Genomic DNA, 14087 nt, shown 5'->3' with positions numbered 1-14087 from the left:
GGCAACTGCCATGCATTCTCAATTGAACGATTATTGAGCATCTGCCGCCTGCCAGGCAACCACCCTGCGACCAATGCCCCGGCAACGGCGCAAAACACGTACTAAAGAGGTGCAATAGCGCGGCAGGCGGAGTAACTTCCCGGCTTGGCCGTCACAGCTTGACGGCGTCCAGGCACATGACAGGAGGCGAGTGTGCTCGATCGCTTGGGAATCCGAAGCCGGGTGATGCTGCTGGCCCTGCTGCCTGCCGGCCTGATGGCCTTGGTGCTGGGCAGTTATTTCACCTGGCTGCAACAGAACGACCTGCGCACCCAGCTGCTGCAACGCGGCAAGATGATCGCCGAACAGCTGGCGCCGCTGGCCGCACCCGCCATGGCCAAGCTGGCACCGGCACAACTGGAGCGCATCGCCGCGCAAACCCTGGAGCAGGCCGATGTGCGCGCCGTCGCCTTCCTTGCCCCAGACCGCACGCGCCTGGCGCACGCTGGCCCGAGCATGCTCAACCTGCCGCCTAGTGGTGGCACCGGCACCCAGCTGCTGCAGCGCAGCGGCAATGATGCCACCCGCTACCTGATGCCGGTGTTCGGCCACCACCGCGACCTGGCCACCGATGCCGTGCCAGCCGAGGCGGAGCGCCTGCTGGGCTGGGTCGAGATCGAGCTGTCCCACGACGGCACCCTGCTACGTGGCTACCGCAACCTGTTCACCAGCCTGTTGCTGATCCTCGCCTGCCTGGTGCTCAGCGGCCTGCTGGCGCTGCGCATGAGCCGCACCATCAACGACCCCATCGAACGCATCAAGCACGCAGTCAACCAGCTCAAGGACGGCCACCTGGAAGAACGCCTGCCGGCCATGGGCAGCCATGAGCTGGACGAACTGGCGCGGGGCATCAACCGCATGGCCGAGACCCTGCACAACGCCCACGAAGAGCTGCAGCACAGCATCGACCAGGCCACCGAGGACGTGCGCCAGAACCTGGAAACCATCGAGATCCAGAACATTGAGCTGGACATGGCACGCAAGGAGGCACTGGAAGCCAGCCGCATCAAGTCGGAGTTCCTGGCCAACATGAGCCACGAAATCCGCACCCCGCTCAACGGCATCCTCGGTTTCACCCACCTGCTGCAAAAAAGCGAACTGGCACCGCGCCAGCTGGACTACCTGAGCACCATCGAGAAGTCCGCCGACAACCTGCTGGGGATCATCAACGAGATCCTCGACTTCTCCAAGATCGAGGCCGGCAAGCTGGTGCTCGACAGCATCCCGTTCAACCTGCGCGACCTGATCCAGGACACCCTGACCATCCTCGCCCCGGCCGCCCACGCCAAGCAGCTGGAGCTGCTCAGCCTGATCTATCGCGACACCCCATCGTCGCTGATCGGCGACCCGCTGCGCCTCAAGCAGATCCTCACCAACCTGGTCAGCAACGCCATCAAGTTCACCCGCGAAGGCACCATCGTCGTACGCGCCATGCTCGAAGACGAGCACGAAGACAGCGCACAGCTACGCATCAGCGTGCAAGACACCGGCATCGGCCTGTCGCCGCAAGATGTGCGTACGCTGTTCCAGGCCTTCAGCCAGGCCGACAACTCGCTGGCCCGCCAACCTGGCGGCACCGGGCTGGGGCTGGTGATTTCCAAGCGCCTGATCGAGCAGATGGGCGGCGAAATCGGCGTCGACAGCACCCCGGGTGAAGGTTCGCAGTTCTGGATCAGCCTCAACCTGCCCAAGGCCCACGACGATGTCGAGGAGCAGCCATTGCAGCCGCTGCTGGGCCGCCGCGCGGCCATCGTCGATGGCCACGAACTGGCGCGACAGGCGTTGGAGCACCAACTGGAGGACTGCGGCCTCAGCGTCAGCCTGTTTGCCTCCTACGACCAGTTGCTGCAGGCGGTGCAAGCCGCCAGCCAGGCCGGCCATCCATTCGAGTTCGCCGTACTCGGGGCTAACCTGGGCAGCCTGTCACCCGAGCAACTGGGCCATTACCACCAGCTGCTCGAACGCAACCATTGCCAATGCGTTGTGCTGTGCCCCACCACCGAGCAGGCGCTGTACCACAAGTACCTGCCCAACGGCCACGGCCAGTTGCTGTCCAAGCCAACCTGCACACGCAAACTACGGCGCCTGCTGCTGGAGCTGGTGCAACCACGCCGCCCGCTGGGCGAGACGAACAGCGTCAACGGTCAGCGCCAGCCGAAAATACTCTGCGTCGACGACAACGCCGCCAACCTGCTGCTGGTGCAGACCCTTCTCGAAGACCTGGGCGCCGAGGTGCTGGCCGTCGACAACGGTTATGCAGCGGTACAAGCAGTACAAAACGAACCTTTCGACCTGGTGCTGATGGACGTACAGATGCCCGGCATGGACGGCCGCGCCTGCACCGAGCAGATCCGCCTGTGGGAAAACACCCAAAGCGGCAACCCGCTACCCATCGTTGCCCTCACCGCCCACGCCATGGCCAACGAAAAACGCGCGTTACTGCACGGGGGCATGGACGATTACCTGACCAAGCCGATCAGCGAGCGCCAGCTGGCCCAGGTTGTGATGAAGTGGACCGGCCTGAGCCTGGGCGCGCCACAGCAGGAGCGACTGGCCGAACACCTGGCCAGCGGTGATGAGCTGATGGTGCTCGACCCCGAAGAAGGCCTGCGCCTGGCCGCTGGCAAAGCGGACCTGGCGGCCGACATGCTGAGCATGCTGCTGGCGTCGCTGGAGGCTGACCGTGAAGCCATACGTGCCGCCCGTGAGGCCGATGACCACGGCACGCTGATCGAGCAGGTACACCGCCTGAACGGCGCCTCGCGCTATTGCGGCGTGCCACAATTGCGGGCAGCGTGCCAGCGCAGCGAGACCTTGCTCAAGCAGGAAAATCCGCAGGCGCAGCAGGCGCTGGATGAACTGGATGCGGCGATCAATCGGCTGGCCGCACAAGCCCGCCTGAGCGCCTGACCTCACCGGCCCTATCGCCGGCCCAGATCAACATCCCTTTCAGCCCGCTGGCTACAATCCCCAGACCACTGCAAAGGAAGCCCCACCATGCGCGCCCTGTTGTTCAGCAGCCAGCACTACGACCAGGAAAGCTTTACCCAGGCTGCCAGCAGCACCGCCCTGGAGCTGCACTTCCAACCCGCCCGCCTGACGCTCGACACCGCCGCCCTGGCCGATGGCTATGAGGTGGTCTGCGCCTTCATCAATGACGAACTCGACGCCCAGGTACTGCAGCGCCTGGCCGCTGGCGGCACGCGCCTGATTGCCCTGCGCTCGGCCGGCTACAACCATGTCGACCTGGCCGCCGCCCAGCGCCTCGGCCTGGCCGTGGTGCGCGTGCCGGCCTACTCGCCGCATGCCGTGGCCGAGCACGCCGTGGCGCTGATCCTGGCCCTCAACCGGCGCCTGCACAGGGCCTACAACCGCACCCGCGAAGGCGACTTCACCCTGCACGGGCTGACCGGCTTCGACCTGCACGGCAAAACCGTCGGCGTGGTCGGCACCGGCCAGATCGGCGCCGCCTTCGCCCGCATCATGGCCGGTTTCGGTTGTCAGCTGCTGGCCTACGACCCTTACCCCAACCCCGAGCTACTGGCACTTGGCGCCCGCTACCTGACATTGCCCGAGCTGCTGCGCGAAGCCCGCATCATCAGCCTGCACTGCCCGCTGACCGAACACACCCGGCACCTGATCAATGCACAAAGCCTGGCCCAGCTGCAGCCCGGCGCCATGCTGATCAACACTGGCCGTGGCGCGCTGGTCGACACCCCGGCACTGATCGACGCACTGAAAAGTGGCCAGCTCGGCTACCTGGGCCTGGACGTCTACGAAGAGGAAGCACAGCTGTTCTTCGAGGACCGCTCCGACCTGCCGCTGCAGGACGACGTGCTGGCACGCCTGCTGACGTTCCCCAACGTCATCATCACCGCGCACCAGGCCTTCCTCACCCGCGAGGCGCTGGATGCCATTGCCGCGACCACGCTGGACAACATCAACCGCTGGGCGGCAGGCAATCCACAGAATCAGGTCTCAGGTTAGTGCTAGGATACGCGGCATTTCTGGAGGACCCATGGTCGAGCACGATTTCCGCTACACCCTTTTCAACCCGCAACACACCCTGATCGAGTGCCGCGCCCTGGTGCCAGGCCGTTACCAGGTCACTGGTAACGGTGGCTCGATGCATAAAGGCGACACCCTGCTGGTCACCCTGAAGGGCAGCAAGGACTTGTCCATGCGCCTGACCGTGGAGAGCGTACGCCACCTGATCAACCCGCGCGGTCAGTGGGTTGCCGTGGCCAGCGGCCCTGTCTTCAACGAGCTGGAAATCCTCACCTGGCAGGTAGAGTGCGACAGCTGCGACGCCGTGCTGGACTTCGAGTTTGCGGTAGACGCCAAGCTGGGCAAGAAGGCCCGCCAGCCTGCCGCCAGCGCGCGTATCGCCGAGCTGGGCTGGGCCAGCCGTGGTGAAAAACACCTGTGCCCGCGTTGCCAGGAGAGCGCCGAGTGAAAAATCTGCTGACCGGCGCGCTGATTGCCACCGGCCTGCTCGGCTGTGCCGCCGAACCTTCCAAGTTGCAGCAGGAACGCAGCTATGTGCTGGAGTGGATTGGCGAACGCCCACTGATCGATTACAGCCACCTGACCCTGACCCTGGCCAGCGACGGCCGTGCCTACGGCAACGCCGGCTGCAACCACTGGTTTGCGCCGTACACGCTGGACGGCAAGCACCTGAGCTTCGGCAAGGTCGGCAAAACTCGCAAGCTGTGCGCGCCGGCGTTGATGGAGCAGGAAAAACGCTTCCTGCAGGCGCTGGAAACGGTGCAGCGCTGGGATGTGTCGCCGGTAGAGCAGATGCGCTTCTGGCCGGCCGAGGGCAAGCCGCTGCGCTTCTGGCCTGAAGAAGGCTGACCGATACCGGTGACTGTGGGAGCGGCCTTGTGTCGCGATAGGGCTGCGCAGCAGCCCCAGCAATTTCAGCGGCGAAGCTGATACCTGGGGCCGCTACGCGCCCCAATCGCGACACGAGGCCGCTCCCACAAAGGCGCGCAGCAGCCCCAAACGCATCAGGCGCCTTTCAGGGCCTTGATCTTGGCCTGCAACCCTTCCAGGGTCTGCTCGCCCATCAGCTGCTCACGCACCTTGCCCTTGTCATCGATGATGTAGGTCACCGGCAGCGCCTCGCTGCGCGGCAGGTCGTAGCGCTCGGCCGGGTCCTGGGCCAGCACGGTGAAACCGATGCCCAGGGTTTCAGCAGCCTGCTTCAGGTCCGGCCCTTGCAGGCCATCGAAGTTCACCCCCACCACCTTGATGCCGTCGGCCGCCCACTGCTTGGCCGCCTGGTTCAGTTCAGGGATTTCGGTACGGCACGGCCCGCACCATTCGGCCCAGTAGTTGAGCACCAGCCAGTGCCCTTCGATCTGTTCGGCCTTAACCGTATTGCCGTGTTGGTCCACGCCATAATCGGCACCGCAACCACCGAGCAAAAGGCTCGCGGTGATGGCCAGTACTGCTGCCAGACGCCTTGCCATGGGTCAATCCTTCTCGAGTTTTCAAGCAAATGGTTCAGTCGCTGCGGTTAGAATAGCTGCCACACCCTGCTGGATGCGACCCGACATGACTGACTTGACGCTTTATCATAACCCGCGCTGCTCGAAATCCCGCGGCGCGCTGGAACTGCTCGAAGCCCGCGGCCTGGCGCCGACCATCGTACGCTACCTCGAAACCCCGCCCGACGCCGCCACCCTCGAGGCCCTGCTCGGCAAGCTGGGCATCGCCCCACGCCAGCTGCTGCGCACCGGCGAGGACGAGTACAAGGACCTGAACCTGGCCGACCCGGCGCTGACCGATGCGCAACTGATCGAGGCCATGGCCAAGCACCCCAAGCTGATCGAACGGCCAATCCTGGTCGCCGGTGACAAGGCCGTGGTCGGCCGCCCGCCAGAGAAAGTGCTGGAGATCCTGCCGTGAGCGCGCCCTACATCCTGGTGCTGTATTACAGCCGCCACGGCTCGACCAGCGAGATGGCCCGGCACATCGCCCGTGGCATCGAACTGGCCGGCATGGAGGCGCGCCTGCGCACGGTGCCCGCCATATCCACCGAGTGCGAAGCGGTGGCCCCGGACATCCCGGCCAGTGGCGCGCTGTACGCCACCCTCGACGACCTGCGCCACTGCGCCGGCCTGGTGCTGGGCAGCCCCACCCGCTTCGGCAACATGGCGGCGCCGCTGAAGTACTTCCTCGATGGCACCAGCAGCCTGTGGCTGGGCGGTGAACTGGTCGGCAAGCCGGCTGGCGTGTTCACCTCCACCGCCAGCCTGCACGGCGGCCAGGAAACCACCCTGCTGTCGATGATGCTGCCGCTGATGCACCACGGCATGTTGGTAATGGGCCTGCCGTACAGCGAATCGGCTTTGCTGGAAACCCGTGGTGGCGGCACGCCTTACGGCGCCAGCCATCATGCCGGTGCCGATGGCAAACGTGAACTCGACCAACATGAGATCGCCCTATGCCGCGCGCTTGGCCAACGCCTGGCAACCACGGCCAAGGCCCTGGAGGCCGCGCGTGGCTAAAAAGCCCAAGGTGTTGCCGCCGCTGGAATGGCTGGCGCCACGCCTGCGCCTGACGCGGGCGCTGAGCCTGGCGTTCTTTTTCGGCCTGATCGCCTTGCTGGTGGTGAACAACCTGTGGTTCGCCAACCTGCATGGGGCACGGGTCGAGGTGATCCTGGCGATCGAACTGGTGCCGCTGCTGCTGTTGCTGCCGGGCATGCTGACGGGCAGCGCCCGGGCTCATGCCTGGACCTGCTTCGTGGTGAATATCTATTTCATCAAGGGCGTGCTGGCCGCGTTCGACCCGGCGCGGGCGGTGTTTGGCTGGGTTGAAGTGCTAGTGAGCCTGGGGCTGTTCATTGCCGGGCTGCTGTACGTGCGCTGGAAGTTCCAGCATGAACGGCGCATGGCGGGCGAAGGCAGTTAGATTCTTCGCGGGCATGCCCGCTCCCACAGGAATCGCACCGCGCTTAAGGCCTGTGCAGTACCTGTGGGAGCGGGCGTGCCCGCGAATGGGAGCAACACAAGACTCAATGGTTGACGGTATGCGCCAGCATCACCGACAACTGGCACAGCGGCCGCCCGCTCTCGGCATGCCACTGGTTGAACGCCTGCTGCACCAACGCCAGGTCACGCTGGCTGGTCGGCTGCTTGTCGATCACCTTCTGCGCAATCAACGCCGCGGCCATGTCATCGGTAGGGATGAACGTGTCCTTGCCGACCATGCGCAGGAAGCGCGGCGCCGACAACCCACCCAGCTGGTTGCCATGCTTGGCCAGGTACTTCCACAGCCCGACAATATCGGTCACCGGCCAGTCGGCAATGAACGCACCAAAGCTGCCATGCGCTTTCGCGATATCCAGCACCATTTGCGCATTGCGCGGCACGCTCTTGAGCTTGCCCAGGTGGCGAATAATGCGCTCATCGTGCATCAGCCGCTCCAGGTGCTCGGCGCCCATCAGCACTACCTTTTCCGGGTCGAAGCCGAAGAACACCTGCTCGAACGCCGGCCACTTGGCATCCACCAGGCTGTGCTTGAGCCCGGCGCGGAACACGCGCAGGGCCAGGGTCGACAGATAGCGGTCGTCGCTGATATCGCGCAGCTGCGCTGGCGTGCGCGGCTGCGGCAGAAAGGCCTCCAGCGCCTGGGCCGAGCCAAAGCGATTCAGGCAGTACTCATGCAGCCACTGGTAATCGCGCATGGGCTCAGATATTCAAAACGTCGAGGAAGCGCGGGGTGGCGTTTTCGTCGATCTTCAGGCTGGTGAAGTCGAACAGGTTACGGTCGGCCAGCTGCGACGGTGCCACGTTTTGCAGGGCGCGGAAGATGCTTTCGGTACGGCCCGGGTGCTTGCGCTCCCACTCCACCAGCATGTCCTTGACCACCTGGCGTTGCAGGTTTTCCTGCGAGCCGCACAGGTTGCACGGGATGATCGGGAATTCCTTCATGTCCGAGTAGGCCTGGATGTCCTTCTCGCTGCAGTAGGCCAACGGGCGGATCACCACGTTGCGGCCATCATCGGCGCGCAGCTTCGGCGGCATGCCCTTGAGCGCGCCATTGAAGAACATGTTGAGGAAGAAGGTTTCGACGATATCGTCGCGGTGGTGCCCCAGCGCCATCTTGGTCGCGCCGATTTCGTCGGCGAAGGTGTACAGGGTGCCACGGCGCAGGCGCGAGCACAGCGAGCAGGTGGTCTTGCCCTCGGGCACCAGTTCCTTGACCACCGAGTAGGTATCCTTCTCGACGATGTGGTACTCGACGCCCAGCTCCTTGAGGTAGGCCGGCAGCACATGCTCAGGGAAGCCCGGCTGCTTCTGGTCCATGTTCACCGCGACGATCTCGAACTTGATCGGTGCCACCTTCTGCAGGTGCAACAGAACGTCGAGCATGGTGTAGCTGTCCTTGCCGCCGGACAGGCAGACCATGACCTTGTCGCCATCCTCGATCATGTTGTAGTCGGTGATGGCTTCGCCGGCGAGACGACGCAGGCGTTTTTGCAGTTTGTTCTGGTTGACCGAGAGGGTGCCCATAGCGCTTGGATCCGCGAGGTGTGACAAAAGCCGGCTATTTTACGCACAAACGCAGCATCGCTGTAGGCATTCCGATAAAGACTTCAATGTAATCAACAGCTCGGCTGAAAGCGCAATTTGCTCTAAAAAGCCCGGTTTATGCGGGTAACGGCTTCCTATACTGCGACATAAGGCCACATTACCGCTTGCTTCGGTGTTCGGGCCTCGGGCCGCTTGCGCTCCATCTGGGGGGCGTTTGGCAACATTGAGAGGAGTGACCGGCATGATTCATCACGTTGTGGGGCTGTTTACCCATCCCGACCAGGAATGGCGGGAGATTCGTGGCGAAGAAGAAACCATAAGCCACATGTACCTGACGCACACCCTGATCCTGGCGGCGATCCCCGCCGTATCGGCGTTCATCGGCACCACTCAGGTCGGCTGGGTGATCGGTGACCGTCCGGCCGTGATGCTGACCATGGAAAGCGCCATCTGGATGAGCATCATGTCGTACCTGGCCATGCTCGCCGGGGTAGCAGTGATGGGGGCGTTCATCCACTGGATGGCCCGCACCTACGATGCCAACCCGTCCATGGCGCAGTGCATCGCCTTTGCCACCTACACCGCCACACCGCTGTTCATCGGTGGCCTGGCGGCGCTGTACCCGCACCTGTGGCTGGGCATGCTGATTGGCACCGCCGCCATCTGTTACACCGTGTACCTGTTGTATGTCGGCTTGCCGACGTTCATGAACATACCGTCCGACGAAGGCTTCCTGTTCTCCAGCTCGGTGCTGGCGGTGGGCCTTGTAGTACTGGTGGCTATCATGGCCGCCACGGTGATTATCTGGGGACTGGGCGTGGGGCCCGTCTACACCAACTAGAACAGATTCAACCAACACTGGGGCATCAACCTGAGGCCGCCGCAAGGCGGCCTCAGGCTGTGCGCTGACCGGTGGCCCGGCAGGCCACCCAGGGTTGCGGCATAATGCCCGGTCAGGAGAACCACCCCGCCATGCCAGAGCTGCTCAGACAACGCGTCGAAACCTGTTACCAGCAAGCCGAAACCTTCTTCAAACGCCCCTTCCCGCGCCCGGAAGTCAGCTTCAAGCTGCGCGGGCAAAAAGCCGGTGTTGCCCACCTGCACGAGAACCTGCTGCGCTTCAACCTGCAGCTTTACCGCGAAAACCAGGAAGACTTCCTGCGCCAGACCGTGGCCCATGAAGTGGCGCACCTGGTGGCCCATCAGCTGTTCGGCGACCGCATCCAGGCCCACGGCGAGGAGTGGCAGCTGATCATGCGCGGGGTGTACGAGCTGCCGCCCAACCGTTGCCACAACTACGAGGTGCAACGGCGCGTGGTAACCCGCTACATCTACCGCTGCCCGTGCCCGCAAGGCGACTTCCCATTTACCGCGCAGCGGCACAAGCTGGTGCGCCAGGGGCGGCGTTACCTGTGCAAGCGGTGCCGGGAGATATTGGTGTACAGCGGTGAGACGCGGGTCGAATAGATTTGGGTTTTACCTGTACCGGCCCTTTCGCGGGTAAACCCGCTCCCACAGACACAGCGCAAACCTGCAGAAGTGCGCGGTCCCTGTGGGAGCGGGTTCACCCGCGAAGAGGTCGGTACAGGCGACAAATAAATCCCAGGAAAAAGAAAGGCGACCCGAGGGTCGCCTTCTTCGTACCAGCCTACGCCTTACTTCTCGACGAAGGCACGCTCGATCAGGTAGTCACCCGGCTCGCGCATGCGGGCGGAAACTTTCAGGCCGAAGCTGTCCAGCACTTCGCTGGTCTCGTCGAGCATGCTCGGGCTGCCGCAGATCATCGCGCGGTCGTCCTGCGGGTTGATCGGTGGCAGGCCGATGTCGCTGAACAGCTTGCCGCTACGCATCAGGTCGGTCAGGCGGCCCTGGTTCTCGAACGGCTCACGGGTCACGGTCGGGTAGTAGATCAGCTTGTCGCGAACCGACTCACCGAAGAACTCGTTCTGCGGCAAGTGCTCGGTGATGAACTCGCGGTAAGCCACTTCGTTCACATAGCGCACGCCGTGCACCAGGATCACTTTTTCGAAGCGCTCGTAGGTTTCCGGGTCCTGGATGACACTCATGAACGGCGCCAGGCCAGTGCCGGTGCTCAGCAGGTACAGGTGCTTGCCCGGGTTCAGGTCGTCGAGTACCAGGGTGCCGGTAGGCTTCTTGCTGATGATGATCTCATCGCCTTCCTTCAGGTGCTGCAGCTGCGAGGTCAGCGGGCCGTCCGGCACCTTGATGCTGAAGAACTCCAGGTGCTCTTCCCAGTTTGGCGATGCGATGGAATAGGCACGCATGAGCGGACGGCCGCTTTCCTGCTGCAGGCCGATCATCACGAACTGACCGTTCTCGAAGCGCAGGCCCGGGTCGCGGGTGCACTTGAAGCTGAACAGGGTGTCGTTCCAGTGGTGCACACTGAGGACACGTTCGTGGTTCATGTTGCTCATCGATGGGGCTCCTGAAGAAAAACGCGGCGCGCAAAACGCGCAGTTGCGCGATAGTTTAGGGGCAGCGACAATATCTGTTAACTGGATTATCAAGATATGTGTTATCGGTTATATCGATATGCGATTTACACTTCGTCAACTTCAAGTCTTCGTCGCCGTCGCCCAGCACCAAAGCGTCTCTCGGGCCGCTAGCCTGCTGGCCTTGTCGCAGTCGGCTGCCAGTACCTCCATCACCGAACTGGAGCGGCAATCGAGCTGCCAATTGTTCGACCGTGCGGGCAAGCGCCTGGCGCTCAACGCCTTGGGCCATCAACTGTTGCCACAGGCAGTGGCCCTACTCGATCAGGCCAAGGAAATCGAAGACCTGCTCAACGGCAAGTCCGGTTTCGGCTCGCTGGCGGTCGGCGCCACGCTGACCATCGGCAACTACCTGGCCACCCTGCTGATTGGCAGCTTCATGCAGACCCACCCGGAAAGCCAGGTGAAGCTGCATGTACAGAACACTGCGCATATCGTGCAACAGGTCGCGCACTACGAAATTGATCTGGGTCTAATCGAAGGCGACTGCAACCACCCGGACCTGGAAGTGCAGCCGTGGGTCGAGGACGAACTGGTGGTGTTCTGCGCGCCGCAGCATCCACTGGCCAAGCTGGGCCGTGCCGATATCGAAAGCCTGTCGCAAGAGGCGTGGATTCTGCGTGAGCAAGGTTCGGGCACACGCCTGACCTTCGACCAGGCCATGCGCCACCACCGCACCAACCTCAATATTCGCCTGGAGCTGGAACACACAGAAGCGATCAAGCGCGCAGTGGAGTCTGGCCTGGGCATCGGCTGCATTTCGCGCCTGGCCCTGCGTGACGCCTTCCGCCGTGGCAGCCTGGTGCCGGTGGAAACCACAGAGCTGGACCTGATGCGCCAGTTCTACTTCATCTGGCACAAACAGAAGTACCAGACCTCGGCCATGCGCGAGTTTCTCGATTTATGTCGCAACTTCACTGCGGGCTTTACCCGCAGTGATGAAATCGTGTTGCCGCCAATCGCTTAAAGCAGGATCACGCCCCACACCAGCGCCACCATGGTCAGTGCCACCAGTTGCGCGGCGCTGCCCATGTCCTTGGCGTTTTTCGACAGGGGGTGGCGTTCCAGCGAAATGCGGTCGATGGCCGCTTCCACAGCCGAGTTGAACAGCTCGACGATCAGCCCCAGCAGGCACACGGCAATCATGATTGCTCGCTCGGCACGGCTTACCGGCAGCCAGAAGGCAGTGGGAATCAGCAGCACGTTGAGCAGCACCAGCTGGCGAAACGCCGCCTCGCCCTTGAAGGCGGCGCGCAGGCCGTCCAGCGAGTAGCCGGCGGCGTTGAAGATGCGTTTGAGGCCAGTCTGGCCCTTGAATGGCGATGTCATGTGAGTCACTTCACAATAGAAAGGCCAGCAGACTAGACCGGCCCGGGTCAAAAAAGCGTGAAGCCACGCGCAGTCAGTTGCTGGCAACCGATTCAAGTTGTTGCAGCAATAGCGCGGCCTGAGTCCGGGTGCGCACGCCCAACTTGCGGAAAATCGCGGTCACGTGGGCCTTGATGGTGGCTTCGGAAACGCTGAGTTCATAGGCGATCTGCTTGTTCAGCAGCCCTTCACAGACCATGGTCAGCACACGGAACTGCTGAGGCGTGAGGCTGGCCAGGCCTTCGCTGGCGGCCTTGGCTTCGGCCGAGACATCAACCTTTTCAAACGCCTGCGGCGGCCACCAGACCTCGCCGTCGAGCACCTTGCGCACGGCATCCTGGATCACTTCCAGGGGGCTGGACTTGGGAATGAAGCCACTGGCGCCAAATTCGCGGGACTTGACCACCACGGCGGCCTCTTCCTGCGCCGAAACCATCACCACGGGGATCTGCGGGTATTGCCCGCGCAGCAGCACCAGCCCGGAAAAACCGTAGGCACCCGGCATGTTCAAGTCCAGCAACACCAGGTCCCAGTCGGCTTTTTCGCTCAGGCGGGTTTCCAGCTCGGCAATGCTGGCGACTTCGACCAGGCGTACATCCGGGCCCAGGCCAAGGGTAACGGCCTGGCGCAGGGCGCCACGGAACAGTGGGTGGTCATCGGCAATCAGGATTTCGTAAGTGGCCATCGATCTAAGGATCCTGTTCTGTGCCAGGCGCGCGGGGGGGTAAGGTAAGCGCCCGGCGGGGAATCGGCGCCAAGGATGCCGAGCACGGTCAAGGGTGGTCAAGCCAATCGCCCTGCCGTCTCGCCCACCCTGGCTGCCAGCCCCGTCATTATGAACCAAAGCAGGGGTTGTGCCCCTTGGACTATAGGAAGGTATGCAAACGCTGGTGGGTGTCGTCCTGTTCGTCCAGCGGCAGGCGCCGCTTGCCGCTCAGGTAATGCAGGCTGAACACATCCAGGTAGGCATCCAGCGCCTGCGAGGCCTGGGTATCACCGGCCAGGTCCAGGCACATGGCCGCGACTTCCGCCGTGCAGAAGTGATCATCGCGCTTGGAGCGCCGCAGGCGGTAGCGCGACATCTGCTCGGCTTGCAGGCTCAACACCGGGAAGCGGTCGAGGTACGGGCTTTTGCGGAACATCTTGCGGGCCTCGGTCCAGGTGGCATCCAGCAGGATGAACAGCGGGCGCTTACCCGGCTCCCGCAGCACCTCGCTGACCACGCGTTCCTGGGCTACAAACTCACCGGGAAAGACGATGTAGGGCTGCCACCGTGGGTCTTCCAGCAGGGCCAGCAAGCGTTCGTCGACCGAGGTGCGCAGCCAGCCGAAGGCAGAGGTATCTTCGATCAGGTCGGCAATCAGCCAGCCGGTGTTGGTGGGCTTCAATGGCTCGGTGTCGTGCATCAGCAGGCACACGCCAGACTCGGCTGGCACCCGGGGTTTCCAGGCGCACAGGCAATGGGTGGCGATGACCCGGCAGTCCGGGCAGCGCTCGGCACGCGAGCCGCGGGCGATAAAAGGCTTGTTGCTGCGCGCCAGGCGTTCGGCGCGCAGGCGCGCTACCGCATGGCTCATGCCGGCAGGCCTCTGGACAAGTTGAAAATGGGCACAAGGAC

Annotated in this window: 17 protein-coding genes; 10 read left to right on the top strand and 7 right to left on the bottom strand. The window is 63.3% G+C overall.

Features of this window, described 5'->3' with window-relative positions:
* Nucleotides 1-192: 192 nt before the first annotated feature.
* From ABE456_RS06620 to ABE456_RS06605, 4 genes are all read left to right on the top strand, one after another.
* Complete coding sequence (locus tag ABE456_RS06620; protein WP_346643210.1) at nt 193-2949, top strand: response regulator; 2757 nt, start codon at nt 193-195, stop codon at nt 2947-2949.
* 87 nt (nt 2950-3036) lie between these two features.
* Nucleotides 3037-4026 carry a 2-hydroxyacid dehydrogenase gene (locus tag ABE456_RS06615; protein WP_346643209.1) on the top strand — a complete coding sequence of 330 codons (990 nt, stop codon included), beginning with the start codon at nt 3037-3039 and terminating at the stop codon, nt 4024-4026.
* 31 nt (nt 4027-4057) lie between these two features.
* A complete protein-coding gene (locus tag ABE456_RS06610; RefSeq protein WP_336331762.1) occupies nt 4058-4495 on the top strand; it encodes a hypothetical protein in 438 nt (145 codons plus the stop codon).
* Nucleotides 4492-4896, top strand: coding sequence for an META domain-containing protein (locus ABE456_RS06605; RefSeq protein ID WP_346643208.1), 405 nt, complete (start codon nt 4492-4494; stop codon nt 4894-4896). Before ABE456_RS06610 ends, ABE456_RS06605 begins: the two co-directional genes overlap by 4 nt.
* 155 nt (nt 4897-5051) lie before the next feature.
* Here the strand turns inward: ABE456_RS06605 and ABE456_RS06600 are convergent, their stop codons facing one another.
* Nucleotides 5052-5516, bottom strand: coding sequence for a peroxiredoxin family protein (locus ABE456_RS06600; RefSeq protein ID WP_346643207.1), 465 nt, complete (start codon nt 5514-5516; stop codon nt 5052-5054).
* Between the two features lie 85 nt (nt 5517-5601).
* Between ABE456_RS06600 and arsC the strand changes: the two genes are divergently transcribed.
* Genes arsC through ABE456_RS06585 form a run of 3 tightly spaced genes read left to right on the top strand, consistent with a single transcriptional unit; the run spans nt 5602 to nt 6963 of the window.
* Entirely contained in the window at nt 5602-5955 is a 354-nt protein-coding gene (gene arsC, locus ABE456_RS06595) for an arsenate reductase (glutaredoxin) (protein ID WP_346643206.1), read from the top strand.
* Entirely contained in the window at nt 5952-6557 is a 606-nt protein-coding gene (gene wrbA, locus ABE456_RS06590; protein WP_016501124.1) for an NAD(P)H:quinone oxidoreductase, read from the top strand. Before arsC ends, wrbA begins: the two co-directional genes overlap by 4 nt.
* Nucleotides 6550-6963, top strand: coding sequence for a DUF2069 domain-containing protein (locus tag ABE456_RS06585; RefSeq protein ID WP_119371073.1), 414 nt, complete (start codon nt 6550-6552; stop codon nt 6961-6963). The genes wrbA and ABE456_RS06585 overlap by 8 nt, the downstream gene beginning before the upstream one ends.
* Nucleotides 6964-7066: 103 nt before the next feature.
* Here ABE456_RS06585 and ABE456_RS06580 read toward each other — a convergent pair whose 3' ends face one another.
* Both ABE456_RS06580 and ttcA read right to left on the bottom strand, forming a co-directional pair.
* Nucleotides 7067-7738, bottom strand: a complete 672-nt coding sequence (locus tag ABE456_RS06580; protein WP_176682782.1) for a DNA-3-methyladenine glycosylase I — start codon at nt 7736-7738, stop codon at nt 7067-7069.
* 4 nt (nt 7739-7742) lie between these two features.
* Nucleotides 7743-8567 carry a tRNA 2-thiocytidine(32) synthetase TtcA gene (gene ttcA / locus ABE456_RS06575; protein WP_012270926.1) on the bottom strand — a complete coding sequence of 275 codons (825 nt, stop codon included), beginning with the start codon at nt 8565-8567 and terminating at the stop codon, nt 7743-7745.
* A 262-nt stretch (nt 8568-8829) separates the two neighbouring features.
* Here ttcA and ABE456_RS06570 point away from each other — a divergent pair, with 262 nt between their 5' ends.
* The gene (locus tag ABE456_RS06570) at nt 8830-9429 is read left to right on the top strand and encodes a Yip1 family protein (protein ID WP_003252385.1); all 600 of its coding nucleotides are present in this window, start codon (nt 8830-8832) and stop codon (nt 9427-9429) included.
* Nucleotides 9430-9560: 131 nt separating this feature from the next.
* Complete coding sequence (locus tag ABE456_RS06565; protein ID WP_346643205.1) at nt 9561-10055, top strand: SprT family zinc-dependent metalloprotease; 495 nt, start codon at nt 9561-9563, stop codon at nt 10053-10055.
* 188 nt (nt 10056-10243) lie between these two features.
* Here ABE456_RS06565 and fpr read toward each other — a convergent pair whose 3' ends face one another.
* Nucleotides 10244-11023: a ferredoxin-NADP reductase gene (fpr, locus tag ABE456_RS06560; RefSeq protein ID WP_016501130.1), complete on the bottom strand. Its 780-nt coding sequence runs from the start codon at nt 11021-11023 to the stop codon at nt 10244-10246.
* A gap of 118 nt (nt 11024-11141) precedes the next feature.
* Here fpr and finR point away from each other — a divergent pair, with 118 nt between their 5' ends.
* On the top strand, nt 11142-12068 hold the full coding sequence (gene finR, locus ABE456_RS06555; RefSeq protein ID WP_346643204.1) for a LysR family transcriptional regulator FinR: 927 nt from the start codon (nt 11142-11144) through the stop codon (nt 12066-12068).
* On the opposite strand, the gene ABE456_RS06550 is transcribed toward finR, so the two are convergent.
* From ABE456_RS06550 to ABE456_RS06540, 3 genes are all read right to left on the bottom strand, one after another.
* Entirely contained in the window at nt 12065-12430 is a 366-nt protein-coding gene (locus tag ABE456_RS06550) for a diacylglycerol kinase (protein ID WP_346643203.1), read from the bottom strand. The two genes, finR and ABE456_RS06550, sit on opposite strands and share 4 nt — an antisense overlap.
* A gap of 73 nt (nt 12431-12503) precedes the next feature.
* On the bottom strand, nt 12504-13154 hold the full coding sequence (gene erdR / locus ABE456_RS06545) for a response regulator transcription factor ErdR (protein WP_012270921.1): 651 nt from the start codon (nt 13152-13154) through the stop codon (nt 12504-12506).
* 181 nt (nt 13155-13335) lie between these two features.
* On the bottom strand, nt 13336-14046 hold the full coding sequence (locus tag ABE456_RS06540) for a tRNA-uridine aminocarboxypropyltransferase (RefSeq protein WP_346643202.1): 711 nt from the start codon (nt 14044-14046) through the stop codon (nt 13336-13338).
* Nucleotides 14047-14087: the final 41 nt, after the last annotated feature.

The organism is Pseudomonas sp. TWI929 (assembly GCF_039673335.1).
In the GTDB taxonomy this organism is placed as follows: Bacteria; Pseudomonadota; Gammaproteobacteria; order Pseudomonadales; family Pseudomonadaceae; genus Aquipseudomonas.
This window is presented reverse-complemented; position numbering and strand designations above follow the sequence as displayed.